The organism is Streptococcus sp. 'caviae' (assembly GCF_001937065.1).
GTDB lineage: Bacteria > Bacillota > Bacilli > Lactobacillales > Streptococcaceae > Streptococcus.
On record NZ_MOWR01000002.1, the window covers coordinates 159,658 to 175,295 of the forward strand.

The 15,638-nt window shown below is 44.3% G+C and carries 16 protein-coding genes and 1 riboswitch; of the genes, 15 read left to right on the top strand and 1 reads right to left on the bottom strand.

What is annotated here, in order from left to right; translation table 11 throughout:
• The first annotated feature begins 20 nt into the window (after window positions 1-20).
• The 15 genes from BMI76_RS02855 to ribH all read left to right on the top strand — a co-directional run bounded on the left by BMI76_RS02855 (window position 21) and on the right by ribH (window position 13,968).
• Window positions 21-680, top strand: coding sequence for a response regulator transcription factor (locus tag BMI76_RS02855; RefSeq protein ID WP_075346098.1), 660 nt, complete (start codon window positions 21-23; stop codon window positions 678-680).
• Window positions 671-2,062, top strand: coding sequence for a HAMP domain-containing sensor histidine kinase (locus BMI76_RS02860; protein ID WP_075346099.1), 1,392 nt, complete (start codon window positions 671-673; stop codon window positions 2,060-2,062). The genes BMI76_RS02855 and BMI76_RS02860 overlap by 10 nt, the downstream gene beginning before the upstream one ends.
• Before the next feature lie 164 nt (window positions 2,063-2,226).
• Window positions 2,227-3,063 carry an ABC transporter ATP-binding protein gene (locus BMI76_RS02865; protein ID WP_075346100.1) on the top strand — a complete coding sequence of 279 codons (837 nt, stop codon included), beginning with the start codon at window positions 2,227-2,229 and terminating at the stop codon, window positions 3,061-3,063.
• Window positions 3,056-3,754 (top strand): ABC transporter permease, encoded by a 699-nt coding sequence (locus BMI76_RS02870; RefSeq protein WP_075346101.1) that lies wholly within the window; start codon window positions 3,056-3,058, stop codon window positions 3,752-3,754. The genes BMI76_RS02865 and BMI76_RS02870 overlap by 8 nt, the downstream gene beginning before the upstream one ends.
• Before the next feature lie 21 nt (window positions 3,755-3,775).
• Complete coding sequence (locus tag BMI76_RS02875; RefSeq protein WP_075346102.1) at window positions 3,776-3,997, top strand: helix-turn-helix transcriptional regulator; 222 nt, start codon at window positions 3,776-3,778, stop codon at window positions 3,995-3,997.
• Window positions 3,990-4,739 carry a DUF3169 family protein gene (locus BMI76_RS02880; RefSeq protein WP_075346103.1) on the top strand — a complete coding sequence of 250 codons (750 nt, stop codon included), beginning with the start codon at window positions 3,990-3,992 and terminating at the stop codon, window positions 4,737-4,739. The genes BMI76_RS02875 and BMI76_RS02880 overlap by 8 nt, the downstream gene beginning before the upstream one ends.
• A 13-nt stretch (window positions 4,740-4,752) precedes the next feature.
• Window positions 4,753-5,442 carry a CPBP family intramembrane glutamic endopeptidase gene (locus tag BMI76_RS02885; protein ID WP_075346104.1) on the top strand — a complete coding sequence of 230 codons (690 nt, stop codon included), beginning with the start codon at window positions 4,753-4,755 and terminating at the stop codon, window positions 5,440-5,442.
• A gap of 145 nt (window positions 5,443-5,587) precedes the next feature.
• On the top strand, window positions 5,588-6,610 hold the full coding sequence (gene argC / locus BMI76_RS02890; RefSeq protein WP_075346105.1) for an N-acetyl-gamma-glutamyl-phosphate reductase: 1,023 nt from the start codon (window positions 5,588-5,590) through the stop codon (window positions 6,608-6,610).
• A gap of 153 nt (window positions 6,611-6,763) precedes the next feature.
• Complete coding sequence (argJ, locus tag BMI76_RS02895; protein WP_075346106.1) at window positions 6,764-7,957, top strand: bifunctional glutamate N-acetyltransferase/amino-acid acetyltransferase ArgJ; 1,194 nt, start codon at window positions 6,764-6,766, stop codon at window positions 7,955-7,957.
• Between the two features lie 224 nt (window positions 7,958-8,181).
• Window positions 8,182-8,919: an acetylglutamate kinase gene (gene argB, locus BMI76_RS02900; protein ID WP_075346253.1), complete on the top strand. Its 738-nt coding sequence runs from the start codon at window positions 8,182-8,184 to the stop codon at window positions 8,917-8,919.
• Window positions 8,920-8,978: 59 nt separating this feature from the next.
• Window positions 8,979-10,109, top strand: coding sequence for an acetylornithine transaminase (locus BMI76_RS02905; RefSeq protein ID WP_075346107.1), 1,131 nt, complete (start codon window positions 8,979-8,981; stop codon window positions 10,107-10,109).
• Between the two features lie 50 nt (window positions 10,110-10,159).
• A riboswitch (FMN riboswitch) is annotated at window positions 10,160-10,291 on the top strand.
• A 353-nt stretch (window positions 10,292-10,644) separates the two neighbouring features.
• On the top strand, window positions 10,645-11,718 hold the full coding sequence (ribD, locus tag BMI76_RS02910) for a bifunctional diaminohydroxyphosphoribosylaminopyrimidine deaminase/5-amino-6-(5-phosphoribosylamino)uracil reductase RibD (RefSeq protein WP_075346108.1): 1,074 nt from the start codon (window positions 10,645-10,647) through the stop codon (window positions 11,716-11,718).
• Window positions 11,703-12,311, top strand: coding sequence for a riboflavin synthase (locus tag BMI76_RS02915; protein WP_075346109.1), 609 nt, complete (start codon window positions 11,703-11,705; stop codon window positions 12,309-12,311). The genes ribD and BMI76_RS02915 overlap by 16 nt, the downstream gene beginning before the upstream one ends.
• Window positions 12,304-13,479, top strand: a complete 1,176-nt coding sequence (locus BMI76_RS02920) for a bifunctional 3,4-dihydroxy-2-butanone-4-phosphate synthase/GTP cyclohydrolase II (protein ID WP_075346110.1) — start codon at window positions 12,304-12,306, stop codon at window positions 13,477-13,479. The genes BMI76_RS02915 and BMI76_RS02920 overlap by 8 nt, the downstream gene beginning before the upstream one ends.
• 15 nt (window positions 13,480-13,494) lie before the next feature.
• Window positions 13,495-13,968, top strand: a complete 474-nt coding sequence (gene ribH / locus BMI76_RS02925) for a 6,7-dimethyl-8-ribityllumazine synthase (protein ID WP_075346111.1) — start codon at window positions 13,495-13,497, stop codon at window positions 13,966-13,968.
• 76 nt (window positions 13,969-14,044) lie between these two features.
• Here the strand turns inward: ribH and BMI76_RS02930 are convergent, their stop codons facing one another.
• Entirely contained in the window at window positions 14,045-15,529 is a 1,485-nt protein-coding gene (locus tag BMI76_RS02930) for a carbon starvation protein A (RefSeq protein ID WP_075346112.1), read from the bottom strand.
• Window positions 15,530-15,638 lie beyond the last annotated feature (109 nt).

The following is a 15,638-nucleotide window of genomic DNA, read 5'->3' on the forward strand; positions in this document are numbered from 1 at the left end:
AGTGAAGGAGGTTTCCTAGTATGACACGCATTTTGGCAATTGATGATGATGCAGATATTTTGGCTCTGATAAAAAATACCTTGCAGCTGCAGAATTATTTAGCAGACACTTTCACGAGTGCTAAACAGGTTGACCGTTCGAAATTAGCACGCTATGATTTGATTTTACTGGATATTATGATGCCGGATGTGAATGGGCTGAGCTTCTGCCGAGAGATTCGTCCCTTGGTGGACTGTCCCATTCTTTTTCTGACGGCTAAGGCGCAGGAAGCTGATATTGTTACAGGGCTAGCTTACGGAGCGGATGATTATCTGGTTAAACCCTTTGGTGTAGAGGAGCTGCTTGCGCGTGTCAATGCTCACTTGCGCCGTGAAAAGCGTGAGCGACATGCAACCTTGCTTTTGGGAGATGTTTATTTTGATTTATCCAGCAAGCAGGTGAGGGTTAGTGACCAAGTCTTGGACTTGACTAAGTCAGAATATGAGATCTGCGAACACTTGGCTAAACATCGCGGCCAAGTCTTTTCAAAAGAGCAGCTCTATGATTATTTGTATGGTTATGAAGAAAGAGGAACACCGGCAGCTATTGCTGAGCATATTAAAAATATTCGTTCTAAGTTTAGAAATGAAGGGCTAAAACCCATTGAAACGGTCTGGGGGATAGGCTATAAATGGAAATGAAAAAATCAAGTCGTTCTTTAAAAATGATTTTTACCCTGTATTTTGCAACAGTCAGTCTGGCTTTTATTGCTTCCTTGTGCTTATTTTGGCTTGCTTTTGTTGTCAGCCTTAATACTAACCTTGTCATTCCTGCCAATCAAACAGAGCAGAAGCTTCAGCGCTTAGACAAGGAAATTAAGCAAACTGGTAGGTTTAAAGCCAATCGTTTGCCTAAAGATACAACCTATCTTTTGCTGACTAAAGACGGCAAAATCAAAGAAAGCACGATGACGAAGAAGCTGCAGCAGCAAGCCCTGGCCAGCTATTCAAAGAAATCTGTCAGCCCTAGCGATTACGGCTACTTTATGATTTTGAAGCCTAAAAATGAGATTGCTATTGTCAACTATCAGCTAAAAGCTCATTATTCCATTCCTTGGATGAATAGATACCTGCCTAGTGTGAGCTTGTTATTCCTTATTCTGACGGGACTGGGAACCTTGCTTGTGTTTAGTTTAGTGACAATTCTCTTTGCCCGCAGACTTCAGCGGCAGCTGTCTCCGATTATTGCCACTACAGAGAAAATTGCCAAGCAAGATTTGGACTTTATCATACAATCATCTAATGTTAAGGAATTTAATCAAGTTTTACAGAGTTTGGACACCATGCGGACAGCCTTGAGAGATTCCCTGATGCACAGCTGGCAATTGGAACAGGAACAGCAAGATCAAATAGCTGCCTTAACACACGACATCAAGACACCCTTAACTGTCATTCGCGGCAATACCGAGTTGTTAAAGAGCACAGACTTGTCTGATAAGCAGCAGGAATTTGTTCAGTACAGTTTGAAGAATATTGGACAGGTAGAGGCCTATCTTCAGCAATTGTCCTATCTGGCTAAAAACAGACGGTTGCAGGATTTCCATCCTGAAAACATAAACCTTGCAGCCTTTTTAGAAGAATTTTCTCAGGATACTCAAGCCCTTGCAGCAGCAAAAGCCATCAAAGTGCAGTTTCTCAATGCTTTGGCTGGTGCACAGCTTATTGCTTATTGGGATAAGGAATTATTGAAACGCGCTTTGATGAACATTGTCTCCAATGCGGTGGAACACAGTCCGCGGGGAGGCCGTTTGCAGCTGAGCTATCGTTTGCAGGGCCAAGCAGTACTGATTTCCTGTCTGGACAGCGGAGCAGGGTTTTCTAAAGAAGCCTTAAAGAAAGGAAGGCAGCAGTTCTTCAAAGATGATAAGAGCAGGTCGCAGGCAAATCATCAAGGTTTAGGCCTGACTATTGCTGATAATGTTGTTCGCCTGCATGGCGGCAGCCTTGAACTGTCAAATGATAAACATGGCGGTGCTAAAGTGGAAATCAGCTTACCTTTAATAACTCCAACCAAGGACAATTAGCAGTCCTTGGTTTTTTGACCATTATTATAGTTTTTTTGACTATTATTATTGTCAAATTTAATAAGATATGTTACACTAAGACTGTCAAAAGGTTTTTCGTCTGTTTTTAGCAGCTAAAAAACAATCGGCAGTTTTAAACTGCGGTTAGGGTAAGGAGGTTTAGAATGACAAATATTATTGAAGTCAAAGATTTGGTCAAACGTTTTGGGGACCAGACGGCCTTGGATGGCATTTCTTTTGAGATAGCAGAAGGTGAGATTTTCGGATTTTTAGGGCCGTCAGGCTCTGGGAAAACGACAACGATTAATATTTTAACAGGACAGCTGCTGATCAATTCCGGCAGTGCAAAGATTTTTGGGAAAGAAGCTCTTGCTTTAAGCAGTGACGACTTGGCGCAGATTGGGATTGTCAGTGATACAAGTGGTTTTTATGAGAAGATGACGCTTTATAAAAATATCCAAGTTTACAGCAAGTGGCACGGAGTTCCTAACAGCCGCGTTGACGAACTGCTGCAGCGCATAGGGCTATATGAAAGCCGCAATAAACCTGCTGAAAAACTGTCAACAGGAATGAAACAGCGCATGCTTTTGGCACGGGCCCTCATTAACCGTCCTAAATTCCTTTTCTTAGATGAACCGACCAGCGGGCTTGATCCGGCAACATCGCGTATGATTCACGATTGGCTTTTGGAGCTGAAGGAAGAGGGAACAACCATCTTTCTGACTACACATGATATGCAGGAAGCAACGCTTCTTTGCGACCGTGTTTCCCTTCTCTATCAAGGAAAATTAGTCGAAACGGGACGTCCCCAAGATTTGATTCAGAAGTATTATCAAGACAAGCGTGTTCGCGTTCTGTATGCTGATGGGCAGGAAAAAGAGCTGCCTTACAGTGAGCTGTCTCAGCTGGAGCAAGTGGACGAAATTGAAACCATTCATTCTTGCGAGCCGACTTTGGAAGATATCTTCATTTCACTGACAGGAGGTAAATTAAATGTTTAAGCGAATGCGCGCCCTTTTATGGAGCCGAAAAGAAATGATGCTTGCCAATAAGCAGATTGTCGTTAATATTATCATGCCTTTTGTTATGGTTCTGCTCTATCAATTCGTGTATAAAGATTTGAAAAATATGAATCAAATCATTTTATACCTCGTTTTACCAATGATCCCATCTTTTCTTGGCTATGTCATGCCGAATTTGGTGGCTGAAGAGGCTGAAAAAAACAATCAGCGCAGCCTTCGTTTAGCAGGTGTCAAGAGCTGGGAGTATGTACTGGCAAGTTTACTTATCCCTTTTATCCTGAATCTTCTTTATATCTTTTTGCTGATATTCTATTTGGAAGTTGACTTTGCTGACTTGGGTCTGCCTTATGTACTTAGCATTCTTTTGATGTCCCTTACTATTTTTCTTTTGTTTTTGATGGTGGCTCTTTTGACAAATAGCCAGACTCGTGCAGCGATTTTGGCCATGCCGGTTATGATGGTGACATTTTTACTGCCTTTATTTTCGATGATGGATAAAGGATTGGAAAAAGTTATTGACTATACTTATATGGGGGCTTATTCAAGAGCCGGTACAGACTGGTCAAGCTATCAGCTGACAGATAAGACCTTCTGGGTTCTTCTGATATGGCTGCTGCTGTCTTTGGCCGGTGTTATCTGGGCAACCAAACGGCGGCAAATTATTAGATAGTTATTCAAAGGAGGAAGGCCTATGGCTCTCATATTGAAGAACAGGCTTAAGGAATTGCGAGCCAGAGAAGAAATCAATCAAACAGAGCTAGCCAAATTGGCAGGTATATCCCGCCAGACAGTCAGTCTGATTGAGCGCAATGAATACACTCCTTCCGTTGTGATTGCCATGAAGATTGCTAAAATTTTCCATGAGCCGGTAGAAGAAGTTTTTCGTTTAGAGGAGGATAAGAAGGATGGTTAAGAAACGAAAGGGAACTTTTAAACGAGCCGGGAAAAGATTGCTCATAGGTGCTTCGATCGGCGGTCTGGGGGGAGCTTTGATTGGCTATTTTCATGATTCCAATCAAAAACTGCCGCTCTCCCAGAAAGAATTGACAGAGATTCTTCTTGTCAGCCTGCGAATTTTATTTGTCATTGCCTTTGTTCTCAGTATTTTTTACATCGTTCAAGTGCTGCAAGCCTATAAAGATTACCAAAAAAGTACCGATGACGAGTCGGAAGAACTCTACCGGACGATGAACAAAAGGCATTCCTACGCAGTGATTTATGCAGGAGTAAGCGGTGTTTCGGCTGCCCTTAGCGTAATTTTAGCTTATAAGCTGATATTTGCGGACAGCTATGCTGAACTATTTTTCCCTATTCTGGATTTTCTGGCGGCGATGGCATCAGGCGCCCTGCAGACCTATGTGCTCAAGGTTTACAATCGTATCCGCAATCTTAACATGCCTTTAGTTCCGACGCTGAAAGAATTAAAGAACAATGTTATGCAGATGGATGAGGCAGAACTGGAAGCCAATTACAAGATATCCTTTGAAATTGTCATGAACCTAAGCGGTATTATCCTGCCGGGAATCTATTTGGCCTTGTTTTTGCTGTCTCTTGCCCTGCAAAAAGTTGAGCTGACCGGTCTTATGGTGGCAGCTGTCATCCATCTTTACATTATGGGGATGCAGTTTAAAATGACAAAAGCGTATTATAAATAGAAAGCGTATTTTTATGAAGTTAATCATTAATATTTTAAAAGTTATCGGCCTTATTTTGCTCTCTTTGCTTTGCAATATTATTCCCATGATTCTGCTGCAGAGGCAGTTCGCATATTCTCTGCCGCTTAAATGGGGGCTGGGAATTGCTTATATTGTCTTTATCGCCGCCATTATTTATTTCTTGTGGAAGGCGCATAAGAAGCATGAAGATGCGGCTGTTGCCCAGCAAAAATTCACTTGGAAGGACTTCGGATTTGCCCTTTTCTTCTTTTTGCTGGCGCGTGTTGTGGGGATTGGAGGAACTTTATTGAACCAGCAGCTGAGCGGCCAGACCACAACAGCTAATGATGCTGGCCTGCTAAGTTTAAGCAATTTCTTTGCCGGCGGTTTCTTTTTATACACCCTCTTATATGTTATTGCGGTAGGGATTATTGGTCCTATTATTGAGGAGTTGGCCTATCGTGCCTTTCCGGATCATCTCTTCTTTAAGCATGATCATAAACTGTTAGCCGGTGTTGTGACCACTGCTGTCTTTGCTTTTCCTCATGCAACAACGGTCTTTGAGTTTCTGATGTATGCCTGTCTTGGTGCCGTACTTTATCTGGCTTATCAGCGCCGCGGCAATATTAAGGACTCGATGCTGGTTCATATATTGAATAATCTTCCATCTGCCATCTATCTCTTGCTTATGGCCTTTAATTGAGTATAGTACTTTATTACAGCTGATTTTTCTTATCTGCTCACTTTTATGTCTGAGCAGATTTTTTGTATTTTATTCATTTTTATCTTGACTTATGAATAAATATACGATACAATAATCAACATATTCAGTAAAGGAGAGATTAAGCATGAAAGTTTCAATCGTTGGTATTACAGGATATAGCGGATTAGAATTGGTTCGTCTCTTGAATCATCACAAGGAAGCAGAACTTGTATCAGTCTATGCAACCAAGGAGATTGGAACACGATTGTCTGATATTTATCCTTACCTGCAAGGGGTTTGCGATCTGAAAATCCAATCCTTTGACAGTCAAGCTATTATGAGTGAAGCGGACCTGGTTATTTTTGCCACACCCAGCGGTGTTGCTAAGGAGCTGGCTAAGGACTTCCTTGCTGCGGATTTTCCTGTCATTGATATTTCCGGCGATCACCGCCTGCCGGCTGAGACTTATGAAAAATGGTATAAAAAAACACCTGCCAAACAGTCAGATCTGGATAAATTTACCTACGGACTGGCTGAATTCACTGATGTTAAGGGCAAGAAATTTATTGCCAATCCCGGCTGCTATGCGACAGCAACCGAACTTGCTCTCTTGCCTTTGATTAAGGCCGGTACAGTTGATTTAGATAGTATCATCGTGGATGCCAAGTCAGGTTTGACAGGAGCCGGCAAGGCTTTATCAGAATCCAGCCACTTTGTCAATGTGCATGATAATTATGTGACCTATAAACTGAACCGCCACCAGCATATCCCTGAGATTGTTCAGGAGCTGCAGCTCTTTGACAAAGACTTGCAGCATCTGCAGTTTTCAACGTCGCTTTTGCCTGTCAACCGCGGTATTATGGCAACCTGTTATGTTAAGTTAAAGAAACCCTTAGCTAAAGCTGAGATTGATCAGATATATGATGCCTGCTATGCGGACAAGGTCTTTGTCCGTATGCAGGAGGATCTTCCGGAGCTGCACAATGTCATTGGTTCTAATTTTACCGATATTGGTTTTGCCTATAATGAAGTGACTAACGTTTTAACAGTCGTATCTGTTATTGATAATTTGGTTAAAGGGGCGGCCGGTCAGGCCATTCAAAATCTCAATCTCATGATGGGATTTGATGAGACAGAAGGTCTGCTGACGTCTCCCAGCTATTTATAAGACTGAAATTGGATGAGTTTAGAAAGGAATAGAATCCGAAAACCTAGGAGTACAGACCTGCTGACGACTAAAGCGAGACAGGAATTCACCATTAGCTGCTTTAGGCTTGCAACAGGCTCTTAGATTGTTTTTGAGGTTCTTAGTAGTTGAGTTATGAAAGTTATTGATGGAAATATTGCCAGTCCGCTGGGTTTCTCGGCAGACGGTTTACATGCAGGCTTTAAAAAGCGGAAAAAAGATTTCGGCTGGATTGTTTCAGAAGTTCCGGCCAGTGTTGCCGGTGTCTATACGACCAATAAGGTCATTGCTGCTCCCTTGATTGTAACCAGAAATGCAGTCAAGAAGGCACAAAAAATGCAGGCCCTGGTTGTGAATTCAGGCGTTGCCAATTCCTGTACAGGTGTGCAAGGCATGGAAGATGCCCAGACCATGCAGCAGTGGACAGCAGAAAAGCTGGGTATCGATAGTGACCTTGTCGGTGTTGCCTCAACAGGTGTCATTGGTGATCTTATGCCCATGGAGACCTTGAAAAAAGGGCTGTCAAAAATTGTTGTCAATGGGAATTCAGATGATTTTGCCCAAGCGATTTTGACTACTGATACGCAGACCAAGACAGTAGCTGTCACCGAGCAGTTTGGCCGCGATGAGGTCACTATGGCAGGCGTCGCCAAGGGTTCGGGCATGATTCATCCTAATATGGCAACCATGCTGGCCTTCATCACTTGTGATGCTGTTATTTCAAGTGAAACACTGCAGCTGGCCCTCAGCCAAAATGTGGAAACAACCTTCAATCAGATTACAGTTGATGGCGATACCTCAACCAATGATATGGTCCTTGTCATGTCCAACGGCTGCACCTTAAATCAGGAGATTTTGCCGGGGACACCGGAGTTTGATAAGTTTTCGAGCATGCTGCATTTTGTCATGCAAGAGCTGGCGAAGAAAATAGCCAAGGACGGCGAAGGAGCTACCAAGCTCATAGAAGCTGAAGTGCTCAATGCTCCCAACGAAGTAGATGCCCGCATGATGGCTAAGAGTGTAGTCGGTTCCAGCCTTGTTAAGACAGCTGTCTTCGGTGAAGACCCTAACTGGGGCCGGATTCTAGCAGCAGTGGGCTATGCCGGAGCGGATATTGCTGTGGATAATATTGATATCTATCTGGGCAATATTCCTGTTATGATGGCTTCCAGCCCAGTCAGTTTTGATGAAGAAGAGATGCAGGATATCATGCAGGCTGATGAGATTAAGATCAGTATTGACCTGCATGCCGGTGAACAAACAGGTACCGCTTGGGGGTGTGACCTGTCTTATGATTATGTGAAAATCAATGCCCTTTACAGAACCTAAAAGCACATCTTTGAACTGCACTCTTCAATTAGGCGGAGAAATGCATCTTTTAGAGTCGGTTTATTTCGTGCTTTTTAGATTTTTCTAAGATTTTCTGCCGCAAGGGAGACTGTAAATTTGTTAGGAAGGAATTGGACCCGCTAAAACTTAAGAATTGAGCAGACTGCTTGATAAAAAGCTGTTCTGCTGCATTTTTACTGTTTTTGTCGGACTTAGTATCTTATATGTCAGAAATTATCGTTATTAAAATTGGCGGTGTCGCCAGCCAACAGCTGACGTCAAGTTTTATTGAACAGCTAAAGACTTGGAAAGATGCCGGCAAGGCCATCGTTATCGTTCACGGCGGCGGTTTTGCCATCAACAGGCTCATGGAGGAAAACAAGGTTCCCATCAAAAAAGTCAAGGGGCTGCGCGTAACCAGTCAGTCGGACATGAAGCTGGTCAGTCAGGCCCTGTTAGATATTGTTGGCAAGGATTTAAGTGACAAACTCACTCAGTCAGGCCTTGCTACTCTGCAGTTGACCTCACAGCTCAGGCAGCTGATCAGAGCTGATTTTCTGGATAAGGATACCTATGGTTATGTAGGAGAAGTCACCAGCATTCAAACGGCTCCTCTTTTACAATTGTTAGATGAGGGGAAGATTCCGCTTTTGGCTTCCTTAGGCTATTCTCAGAACGGCGATTTGCTCAATATCAATGCTGACTATCTGGCTACGGCGGTAGCTGCTGCTCTGGCAGCTGAAAAACTAATCCTTCTGACAGATGTCAAAGGGGTCTTGGAAAAGGGACAGGTGCTGCCGGAATTAAGGATTGATCAGATTCCTGAAAAGATTGCTGAGGGTGTGATTACGGGCGGTATGATTCCTAAAATTGAAAGTGCCGCAAAGACTGTTGAGGCAGGGGTTGCACAGGTTTTGATCGGTGATGATCTGACAGAAGGAACCTTAATTCATAAAGGCTAAAAAGTGCTGCCGACAAAGAAACAATCAACTAGAACTTTGGGCGGTGACAGGAGACAAGAATGAGTAAACTATTTCAAAATTATAAAAGAGCTGCTATTGAATTCGTCAAAGCAGAAGGAAATTATTTGTTTGATGCAGAGGGCAAAAAATACCTTGATTTTTCGACGGGCATCGGTGTGACCAATTTAGGTTTTCATCCGCAGGTGAAAGAAGCTCTGGCGGCACAGGCCGAGCGTATTTGGCACACTCCTAATCTCTACCAGAATTCTCTTCAGGAAGAGGTGGCAGAAAAACTAATCGGCAATCGCGATTATCTGGCCTTCTTTTGCAACAGCGGAGCCGAAGCCAATGAGGCTGCTATCAAGATTGCCCGCAAGGCGACAGGCAAGCAGGAAATCATCACTTTTAAAGACTCCTTTCATGGGCGGACCTTTGGTTCTATGTCTGCTACCGGTCAGGACAAGATAAAAGAGGGGTTTGGTCAGGGTGTTCCTAACTTTCTTTATGCCGATTACAATGATCTTAGCAGTGTGAAACAGCTGTCTTCTGAAGAGACGGCCGCGGTAATGCTGGAATTGGTTCAGGGAGAATCCGGTGTTCAGCCGGCTGAGGCAGATTTTGTAAGAAGCTTGGCTGCCTTTTGTCAGGAAAAGGATATATTGCTGATTGTTGATGAGGTTCAGACAGGCATGGGCCGGACAGGCAAGCTCTATTCCTTTGAGCACTACGGTATTGAGCCGGATATTTTTACACTGGCCAAGGGTTTGGCCAACGGCGTTCCTGTCGGAGCGATGGTAGGAAAATCAAAACTGTCAGCGGCTTTTGATTACGGCAGTCACGGTTCAACCTTTGGCGGTAATAAATTAGCCATGGCAGCAGCCAGTGCCAGCTTAACAGTCTTAAAAGAAGAGGGCTTTTTGGAAAGGGCACTGACTAACGGTACTTATCTTAAAGACCGCTTGACAGCTGTATTGGCCGATAATCCCAAGGTCACTCAAGTGCGCGGACTGGGCTGTATGATTGGCATTGAGACGACCGCAGATTTAGGCCAGCTGGTTGCTGCTGCGCGTGCTAAGGGGGTGATCGTTCTTACCGCAGGCAGCAATGTCATCAGACTTTTACCGCCTTTGACCTTAACCAAAGAAGAACTGGATCAGGGTCTGGCCATTTTAAAAGAAGTGTTTGCTTAAGTGTTGACAAATTGCTGTTGGAGTGGTATTCTTTAGGCAATTGAATAGATTAATTTCTTCGGGGCAGGGTGAGATTCCCGACCGACGGTGACAAGCTGTGCTTGAAGTCCGTGAGCCGCGAGAGCGGTTGATCCGGTGTAAATCCGGAACCGACAGTATAGTCTGGATGGGAGAAGAAAATAAAAGAAAAGGCCGGGCCTGCCCAAGATAAAATGGCTGTCCAAGCCTGTTAAGGGATACCCTGACTGTTAAAGAGTTAGGTATTCTTACATACAAGAAGTTTCGCAGCTAGGCAGAAATTTTCTGTCACAGGCGTGTTTTCCAGGAGCTGATGGTTTTGCAGAAACTGTCAAGGTTAATGCTTTGAGAGGCAGGTGGCTAAAGTTCGTTAACTTAGAGCCTTCCGGACTTCTTGTTAAAGACAGGATGATTTTCATGACTCAGCAGTGAATTATTTCTGTATATCTTTTATGACTGTAGACCTTAGGTGCCCCGTACGATGTTACGGGGCTTTTTGTGCTGAAAAGGAGGCAGTATGGATGAACAGTTTATGGCTCTGGCGATTGCCAAGGCCAAGGAGGGAAAAGGTCAGACTTACACCAATCCTCTGGTTGGAGCTGTTATCGTTAAAAATAATCAGGTCATTGCGGAGGGAGCTCACTTAAAATATGGCGACGGCCATGCCGAGCGCAATGCCATAATGGCCTGTCAAAATGCGGAACAATTAAGAGGAGCTGTTCTTTACGTGACGCTTGAGCCTTGCCATCATCAGGGCAAGCAGCCACCCTGCACTGATATTATTGTTCAGGCAGGAATCGCACGCGTTGTCATTGCCCAGCTGGATCCTAATCCGCTGGTCGCAGGTAAGGGCCGGCAATTTTTAGAACAGCAGGGAATAACGGTTGATGTTGGTCTGCTGAAAAAAGAGGCGGAGGCTCTCAATCCTTACTATAATCATTTTTACCAGCGCGGGCGGCCATATATTGTTCTAAAAAGTGCCATGAGCCTAGACGGCAAAATTGCTTTTAAAAGCAGGCGGACCGCTTTGACTGGTAAGAAGGCTATCGAAACAGTCCATCGGGAACGCGATGACTATCAGGCCATTTTGGTTGGCAGCCAGACAGCCTTGCTGGATGACCCTAAACTTCTAGGGACAAAGAGCAGTCTTTTTCCGCCGATTCGTGTTGTATTAGACAGGCGTGGGCGGCTCTTCAAACAGAGACAGCTTCAGCTTTTTACCAATGATGAAGCCCCAGTTTATCTCTTCAGCCAAAGGTCAGCAGAAAACTTGCCCGATCATGTCACCGTTTTTTGTGACAGTAACTGGACGGTGGCTAAAGTTGTCAAAAAGCTGGCTGAAGAAGGCATTCAGTCTCTTTATGTTGAAGGCGGCAGCCGTATCCATGATGCTTTTTATGAAGCCAATCTCTGGGACGAATGGCTGCTTTACTTAGCACCTGTCCTTTTAGGAGGAGATGCCTTAGCCAGCATGAGCAGCTCCAGAATGTCCCAAAGGCTCACTCACCTGTCAGTTTTGTCCTTAGAGCAGGTCGGTGAGGATTGGCGGCTGTCTGCCAAAAGAAAGGAGGATCCATGTTTACAGGATTAATTAAAGAAAAAGGAAAAATCAGCCATTTGAGCAAAAACAGCCAGGGGGTTCGCCTGACTTGTCAGGTTTCTGCTGGCTTTCTTGAACAAATAGCTATCGGTGACAGTATTGCGGTTGACGGTGCCTGCTTGACTTGTGTTGCCAAAAGAGGCCGAGAATTTGTTGTTGATATTATGCCGGAGACTTTTAAGAGGACCAACTTACGCTATCAGCATATTGGCAATACCGTCAATATTGAACCCGCCTTGTCAGCTGCCGGACGCTTTGAAGGACACTTTGTGACCGGACATATTGATGCCCAGAGCCAGCTGCTGGATAAGAAAAAACTGGGGAATGCCGAGATTTTAACGTTTTCCTGCCCTCAGGGGCATGAGGGGGAAATCATTGCGCAGGGTTCAGTCGCTGTTAACGGTGTCAGTCTGACGGTTGTATCCTGTGATGAGGAGCGCTTTACAGTATCGCTGATTCCGCACAGCCGCGATAAAACGAATCTCGGTCAGTTAAAAGAAGGGGACTGGGTTAATATTGAAACGGATATTTTAGGGAAATACATTAAAGCCCAAACAGGTATTGAAAGGAGACGCCATGTTTGAAAAAATTGAAGCAGCCATACAAAGGCTCAAAGAAGGGGCATTGATTATTTTGACGGATGATGCTGATCGGGAAGCCGAAGGCGATTTGGTCGGTTTGGCCAGCCTGGTGAGTGCAGAGAAGGTCAATTTTATGACTCAGAAGGCACGCGGCCTCATCTGCGCTCCTATCTCAAAGGAAATAGCGGAGCAGCTGGATTTGTCTGATATGATTGCAGAAAACACAGATGCCTTTGGCACAGCCTTCACGGTCAGTGTCGATCATAATACGACGTCAACAGGCATCTCGGCCTTTGACAGGGCGAAAACCATTCAGGCTCTTTCGCTGGAGGAAAGCAAAGCTCTTGATTTCAAACGGCCCGGACATATGTTTCCTTTGATTGGAAAAGATGGGGGCGTTTTGGAGCGGCGCGGTCATACAGAAGGTGCTCTTGATTTGGCGCGTCTCGCTGGAAGCAGACCCGCTGCTTATATCTGTGAAATTCTTAAGGAAGACGGTCATATGGCAAGGCGAGAAGATTTGGAAAAACTTGCTGAAGAATGGCAAATGCCCTTGATTTCTATTGAAGAGCTGGCTGTTTATCTGCGCTTTCAAGGGGCAGTCAAAACTTCTCTGCCTACCCGCTGCGGTTATTTTGACCTGACCCTTTTTGAAGATGGGGAGGGTAAGGAAAATCTGCTTTTAACCAAGGGCAATCTCGCTGAGGAAACAGCTCCGCTGTTTCGCATTCATTCAGAATGTGCTACCGGAGATATTTTTTCTTCCGTGCGCTGCGATTGCGGTGAACAGTTAGAAGCAGCCATGAAAGAAATTGAAAAAGAAGGCAGCGGTGCGATTTTGTATCTTAGGCAGGAAGGGCGCGGCATCGGGCTGAAAAATAAGCTCAAAGCTTATCAGCTGCAGGATGCAGGCCTTGACACCTATGATGCAAATTTAGAGCTGGGCTTTGCAGCAGATGAGCGGCACTATGATTTTGCCAAGACTGTTTTAGAGTATCTGGGATTAAAAAAAGTCAGACTTTTGACCAATAATCCTGATAAGGTCAGACAGCTTAAGGCTGCCGGTATAGAAGTAACTGAAAGGGTTCCCCTGCAAGTTCCGGCCCGCAAGGAAAACATTACCTATCTTAAAACGAAAAAAGAAAAATTTCATCACGATATTCAAGTCTGAGAAAGGATAAAAAACATGACAGTATTTGAAGGACAGTTTCACTCAACCAAGGAAAAGAAAATTGCCATCGTTGTTGCGCGTTTTAATGAATTTATCACTGCCAAATTGCTGGCAGGAGCCAAGGACAATCTGGAACGTCACGGGATAGCTAAGGAAGCTATTGATGTTTACTGGGTTCCCGGGGCTTTTGAAATTCCTTATCTGGCCAAAAAACTTCTTGATTGCCGGCAGTATGATGGCATCCTAACTTTGGGATGCGTGATCCGGGGAGGAACCAGCCATTATGAACTGGTCTGCAATGAAGTTGCCAAAGGTATCGGTCAGCTTAATCTGCAAGGTGACATTCCTTTAATTTTTGGCGTTTTGACAACGGAGGACATTGAGCAGGCTATTGAGCGAGCAGGCACTAAAACAGGCAACAAGGGCTATGAAACAGCTCAAAGCCTGCTTGAGATGATGTCTCTGGCAGATCAGATTGAGAAGGCTTAGGCTATTAGGTACAAAAAAACAGATTTGGAATCGTTATTTTAAAGAGACGATTCCGAATCTGTTTTTATATAGATTGTTACGTGTCCAGAGAAGTGTAGTAACTGATAGGCCGTTGGTCATTCAGCAGGAATGATTCGGGGTCTAAGCGATGCAGCTGCTTTTGTCCGGAATGCCAGAAGAGTGCTGTCAGTACAGCCGTAATCAACGCTCCTAAAAGATAGGTCAGACTTGACAGTCCCATGTGGAAGCCTAAAGGCTCACTGAGAATATAGACAACTACTGCATAGAGCATGAAGATACCCGGTATGAGAGTAACCCAGAAGTTCCGGCGTTTCAAGACCAGATAGCGTGTTGCTACCAGAAGGCCAATAACAGCTGTTACTTGATTAGCCCAGTTAAAGTAGCGCCAGAGCAAATTGAAATCTACTTTTGTTAAGATGAAGGAGATGATATAAAGCGGAATAGTGACGGCAAAAATCTTAGGAAGAGTGTCCTGCTTGATATGCAGATAATCTGCAACGATAGTCCGTAAACTTCTGAAAGCAGACAGTCCTGAAGAGACCGGCAAAACAATAACACCAATAATAGCAATGGTTCCGACCATATTGCCCAGCAGCATAATCATAACCTTGTTAACAACAGCAGAAGCAGTACCGGCAGCGATTAATTGAGACAGTGTTTTACCGTCGAAAAGACTCATAGAAGCAGCAGCCCAAATCATAGCAATGACACCCTCAGCCAGCATCATGCCATAGAAGGTAAAGCGGCCTTCGCGTTCATTAATGGTGGTACGAGAAACCATCGGTGCCTGTGTGGCATGGAAGCCTGAAATAGCTCCGCAGGAAATCGTAAAGAAGAGGGCAGGGAAAATAGCTAATCCTGTTGGGTGCATGTTTCTAAAAGTATGTACTGTCAGATTAGGTAAATCAAAGCCGCCAGTTACCAAACGAAAAGCAATGGCAGCTGTACTGACCATTAAAATTACACAGAAGATAGGATAAACCTTACCCAGTGCCTGGTCAATAGGCAGTACCGTTGAAATCAAGTAATAAACAAAGATAAAACCAACAACCCATGGCAGTCCAATAAGACCTTTGGGGAGAATGCTGACGATCAAATTGGCCGGCGTTATAACAAATACTGTTGCGACCAAAATAAGCAGCAGCATAGAAAATAAATTGATGACCAGCTTCATGGATTTGCCCAGATAACGGCTGGCAAGTTCAGGCAGGAAGGCTCCCTTGTTTCTTAAGGAAATCATTCCAATCATGTAATCGTGGACAGCTCCTGCAAAGATACAGCCTAGAATAATCCATAAATAAGCGACAGGTCCGTACAAGGCTCCCATAATAGGACCAAAGATAGGGCCGGTTCCTGCAATGTTCAGCAGTTCGATCATGGCATTTTTCCACTTGGGCATAGGGACAAAATCATAGCCATCCCTCAAGGCTTCGGCTGGGGTCTTTCTTTCGGTGTCAATTTGAAAGTTCTTTTCGATATAAGCACCGTAGGTAAAGTACCCAATAATCAGCAGTGCTATGCCTCCCAAAAATGTTATCATAGCTAATCCTCCTTTAGCAATGTAGGACTTGAGTTATTTTTAGTTATTTAAACGCTTACATGGCTTTATTATAACAATGAAAAGAGGATTTGAGCCGTTTTCAAAATGA

Bases quoted from the DNA above. Each gene is read 5' to 3' on its own strand.
- argC (WP_075346105.1), top strand. From the start codon at position 5,588: ATGAAAGTTTCAATCGTTGGTATTACAGGATATAGCGGATTAGAATTG.
- BMI76_RS02885 (WP_075346104.1), top strand. From the start codon at position 4,753: ATGAAGTTAATCATTAATATTTTAAAAGTTATCGGCCTTATTTTGCTC.
- ribD (WP_075346108.1), top strand. From the start codon at position 10,645: ATGGATGAACAGTTTATGGCTCTGGCGATTGCCAAGGCCAAGGAGGGA.
- ribH (WP_075346111.1), top strand. From the start codon at position 13,495: ATGACAGTATTTGAAGGACAGTTTCACTCAACCAAGGAAAAGAAAATT.
- BMI76_RS02930 (WP_075346112.1), bottom strand. From the start codon at position 15,529: ATGATAACATTTTTGGGAGGCATAGCACTGCTGATTATTGGGTACTTT.
- argJ (WP_075346106.1), top strand. From the start codon at position 6,764: ATGAAAGTTATTGATGGAAATATTGCCAGTCCGCTGGGTTTCTCGGCA.
- BMI76_RS02865 (WP_075346100.1), top strand. From the start codon at position 2,227: ATGACAAATATTATTGAAGTCAAAGATTTGGTCAAACGTTTTGGGGAC.
- BMI76_RS02870 (WP_075346101.1), top strand. From the start codon at position 3,056: ATGTTTAAGCGAATGCGCGCCCTTTTATGGAGCCGAAAAGAAATGATG.
- BMI76_RS02905 (WP_075346107.1), top strand. From the start codon at position 8,979: ATGAGTAAACTATTTCAAAATTATAAAAGAGCTGCTATTGAATTCGTC.
- BMI76_RS02880 (WP_075346103.1), top strand. From the start codon at position 3,990: ATGGTTAAGAAACGAAAGGGAACTTTTAAACGAGCCGGGAAAAGATTG.
- BMI76_RS02855 (WP_075346098.1), top strand. From the start codon at position 21: ATGACACGCATTTTGGCAATTGATGATGATGCAGATATTTTGGCTCTG.
- argB (WP_075346253.1), top strand. From the start codon at position 8,182: ATGTCAGAAATTATCGTTATTAAAATTGGCGGTGTCGCCAGCCAACAG.
- BMI76_RS02875 (WP_075346102.1), top strand. From the start codon at position 3,776: ATGGCTCTCATATTGAAGAACAGGCTTAAGGAATTGCGAGCCAGAGAA.
- BMI76_RS02915 (WP_075346109.1), top strand. From the start codon at position 11,703: ATGTTTACAGGATTAATTAAAGAAAAAGGAAAAATCAGCCATTTGAGC.
- BMI76_RS02860 (WP_075346099.1), top strand. From the start codon at position 671: ATGGAAATGAAAAAATCAAGTCGTTCTTTAAAAATGATTTTTACCCTG.
- BMI76_RS02920 (WP_075346110.1), top strand. From the start codon at position 12,304: ATGTTTGAAAAAATTGAAGCAGCCATACAAAGGCTCAAAGAAGGGGCA.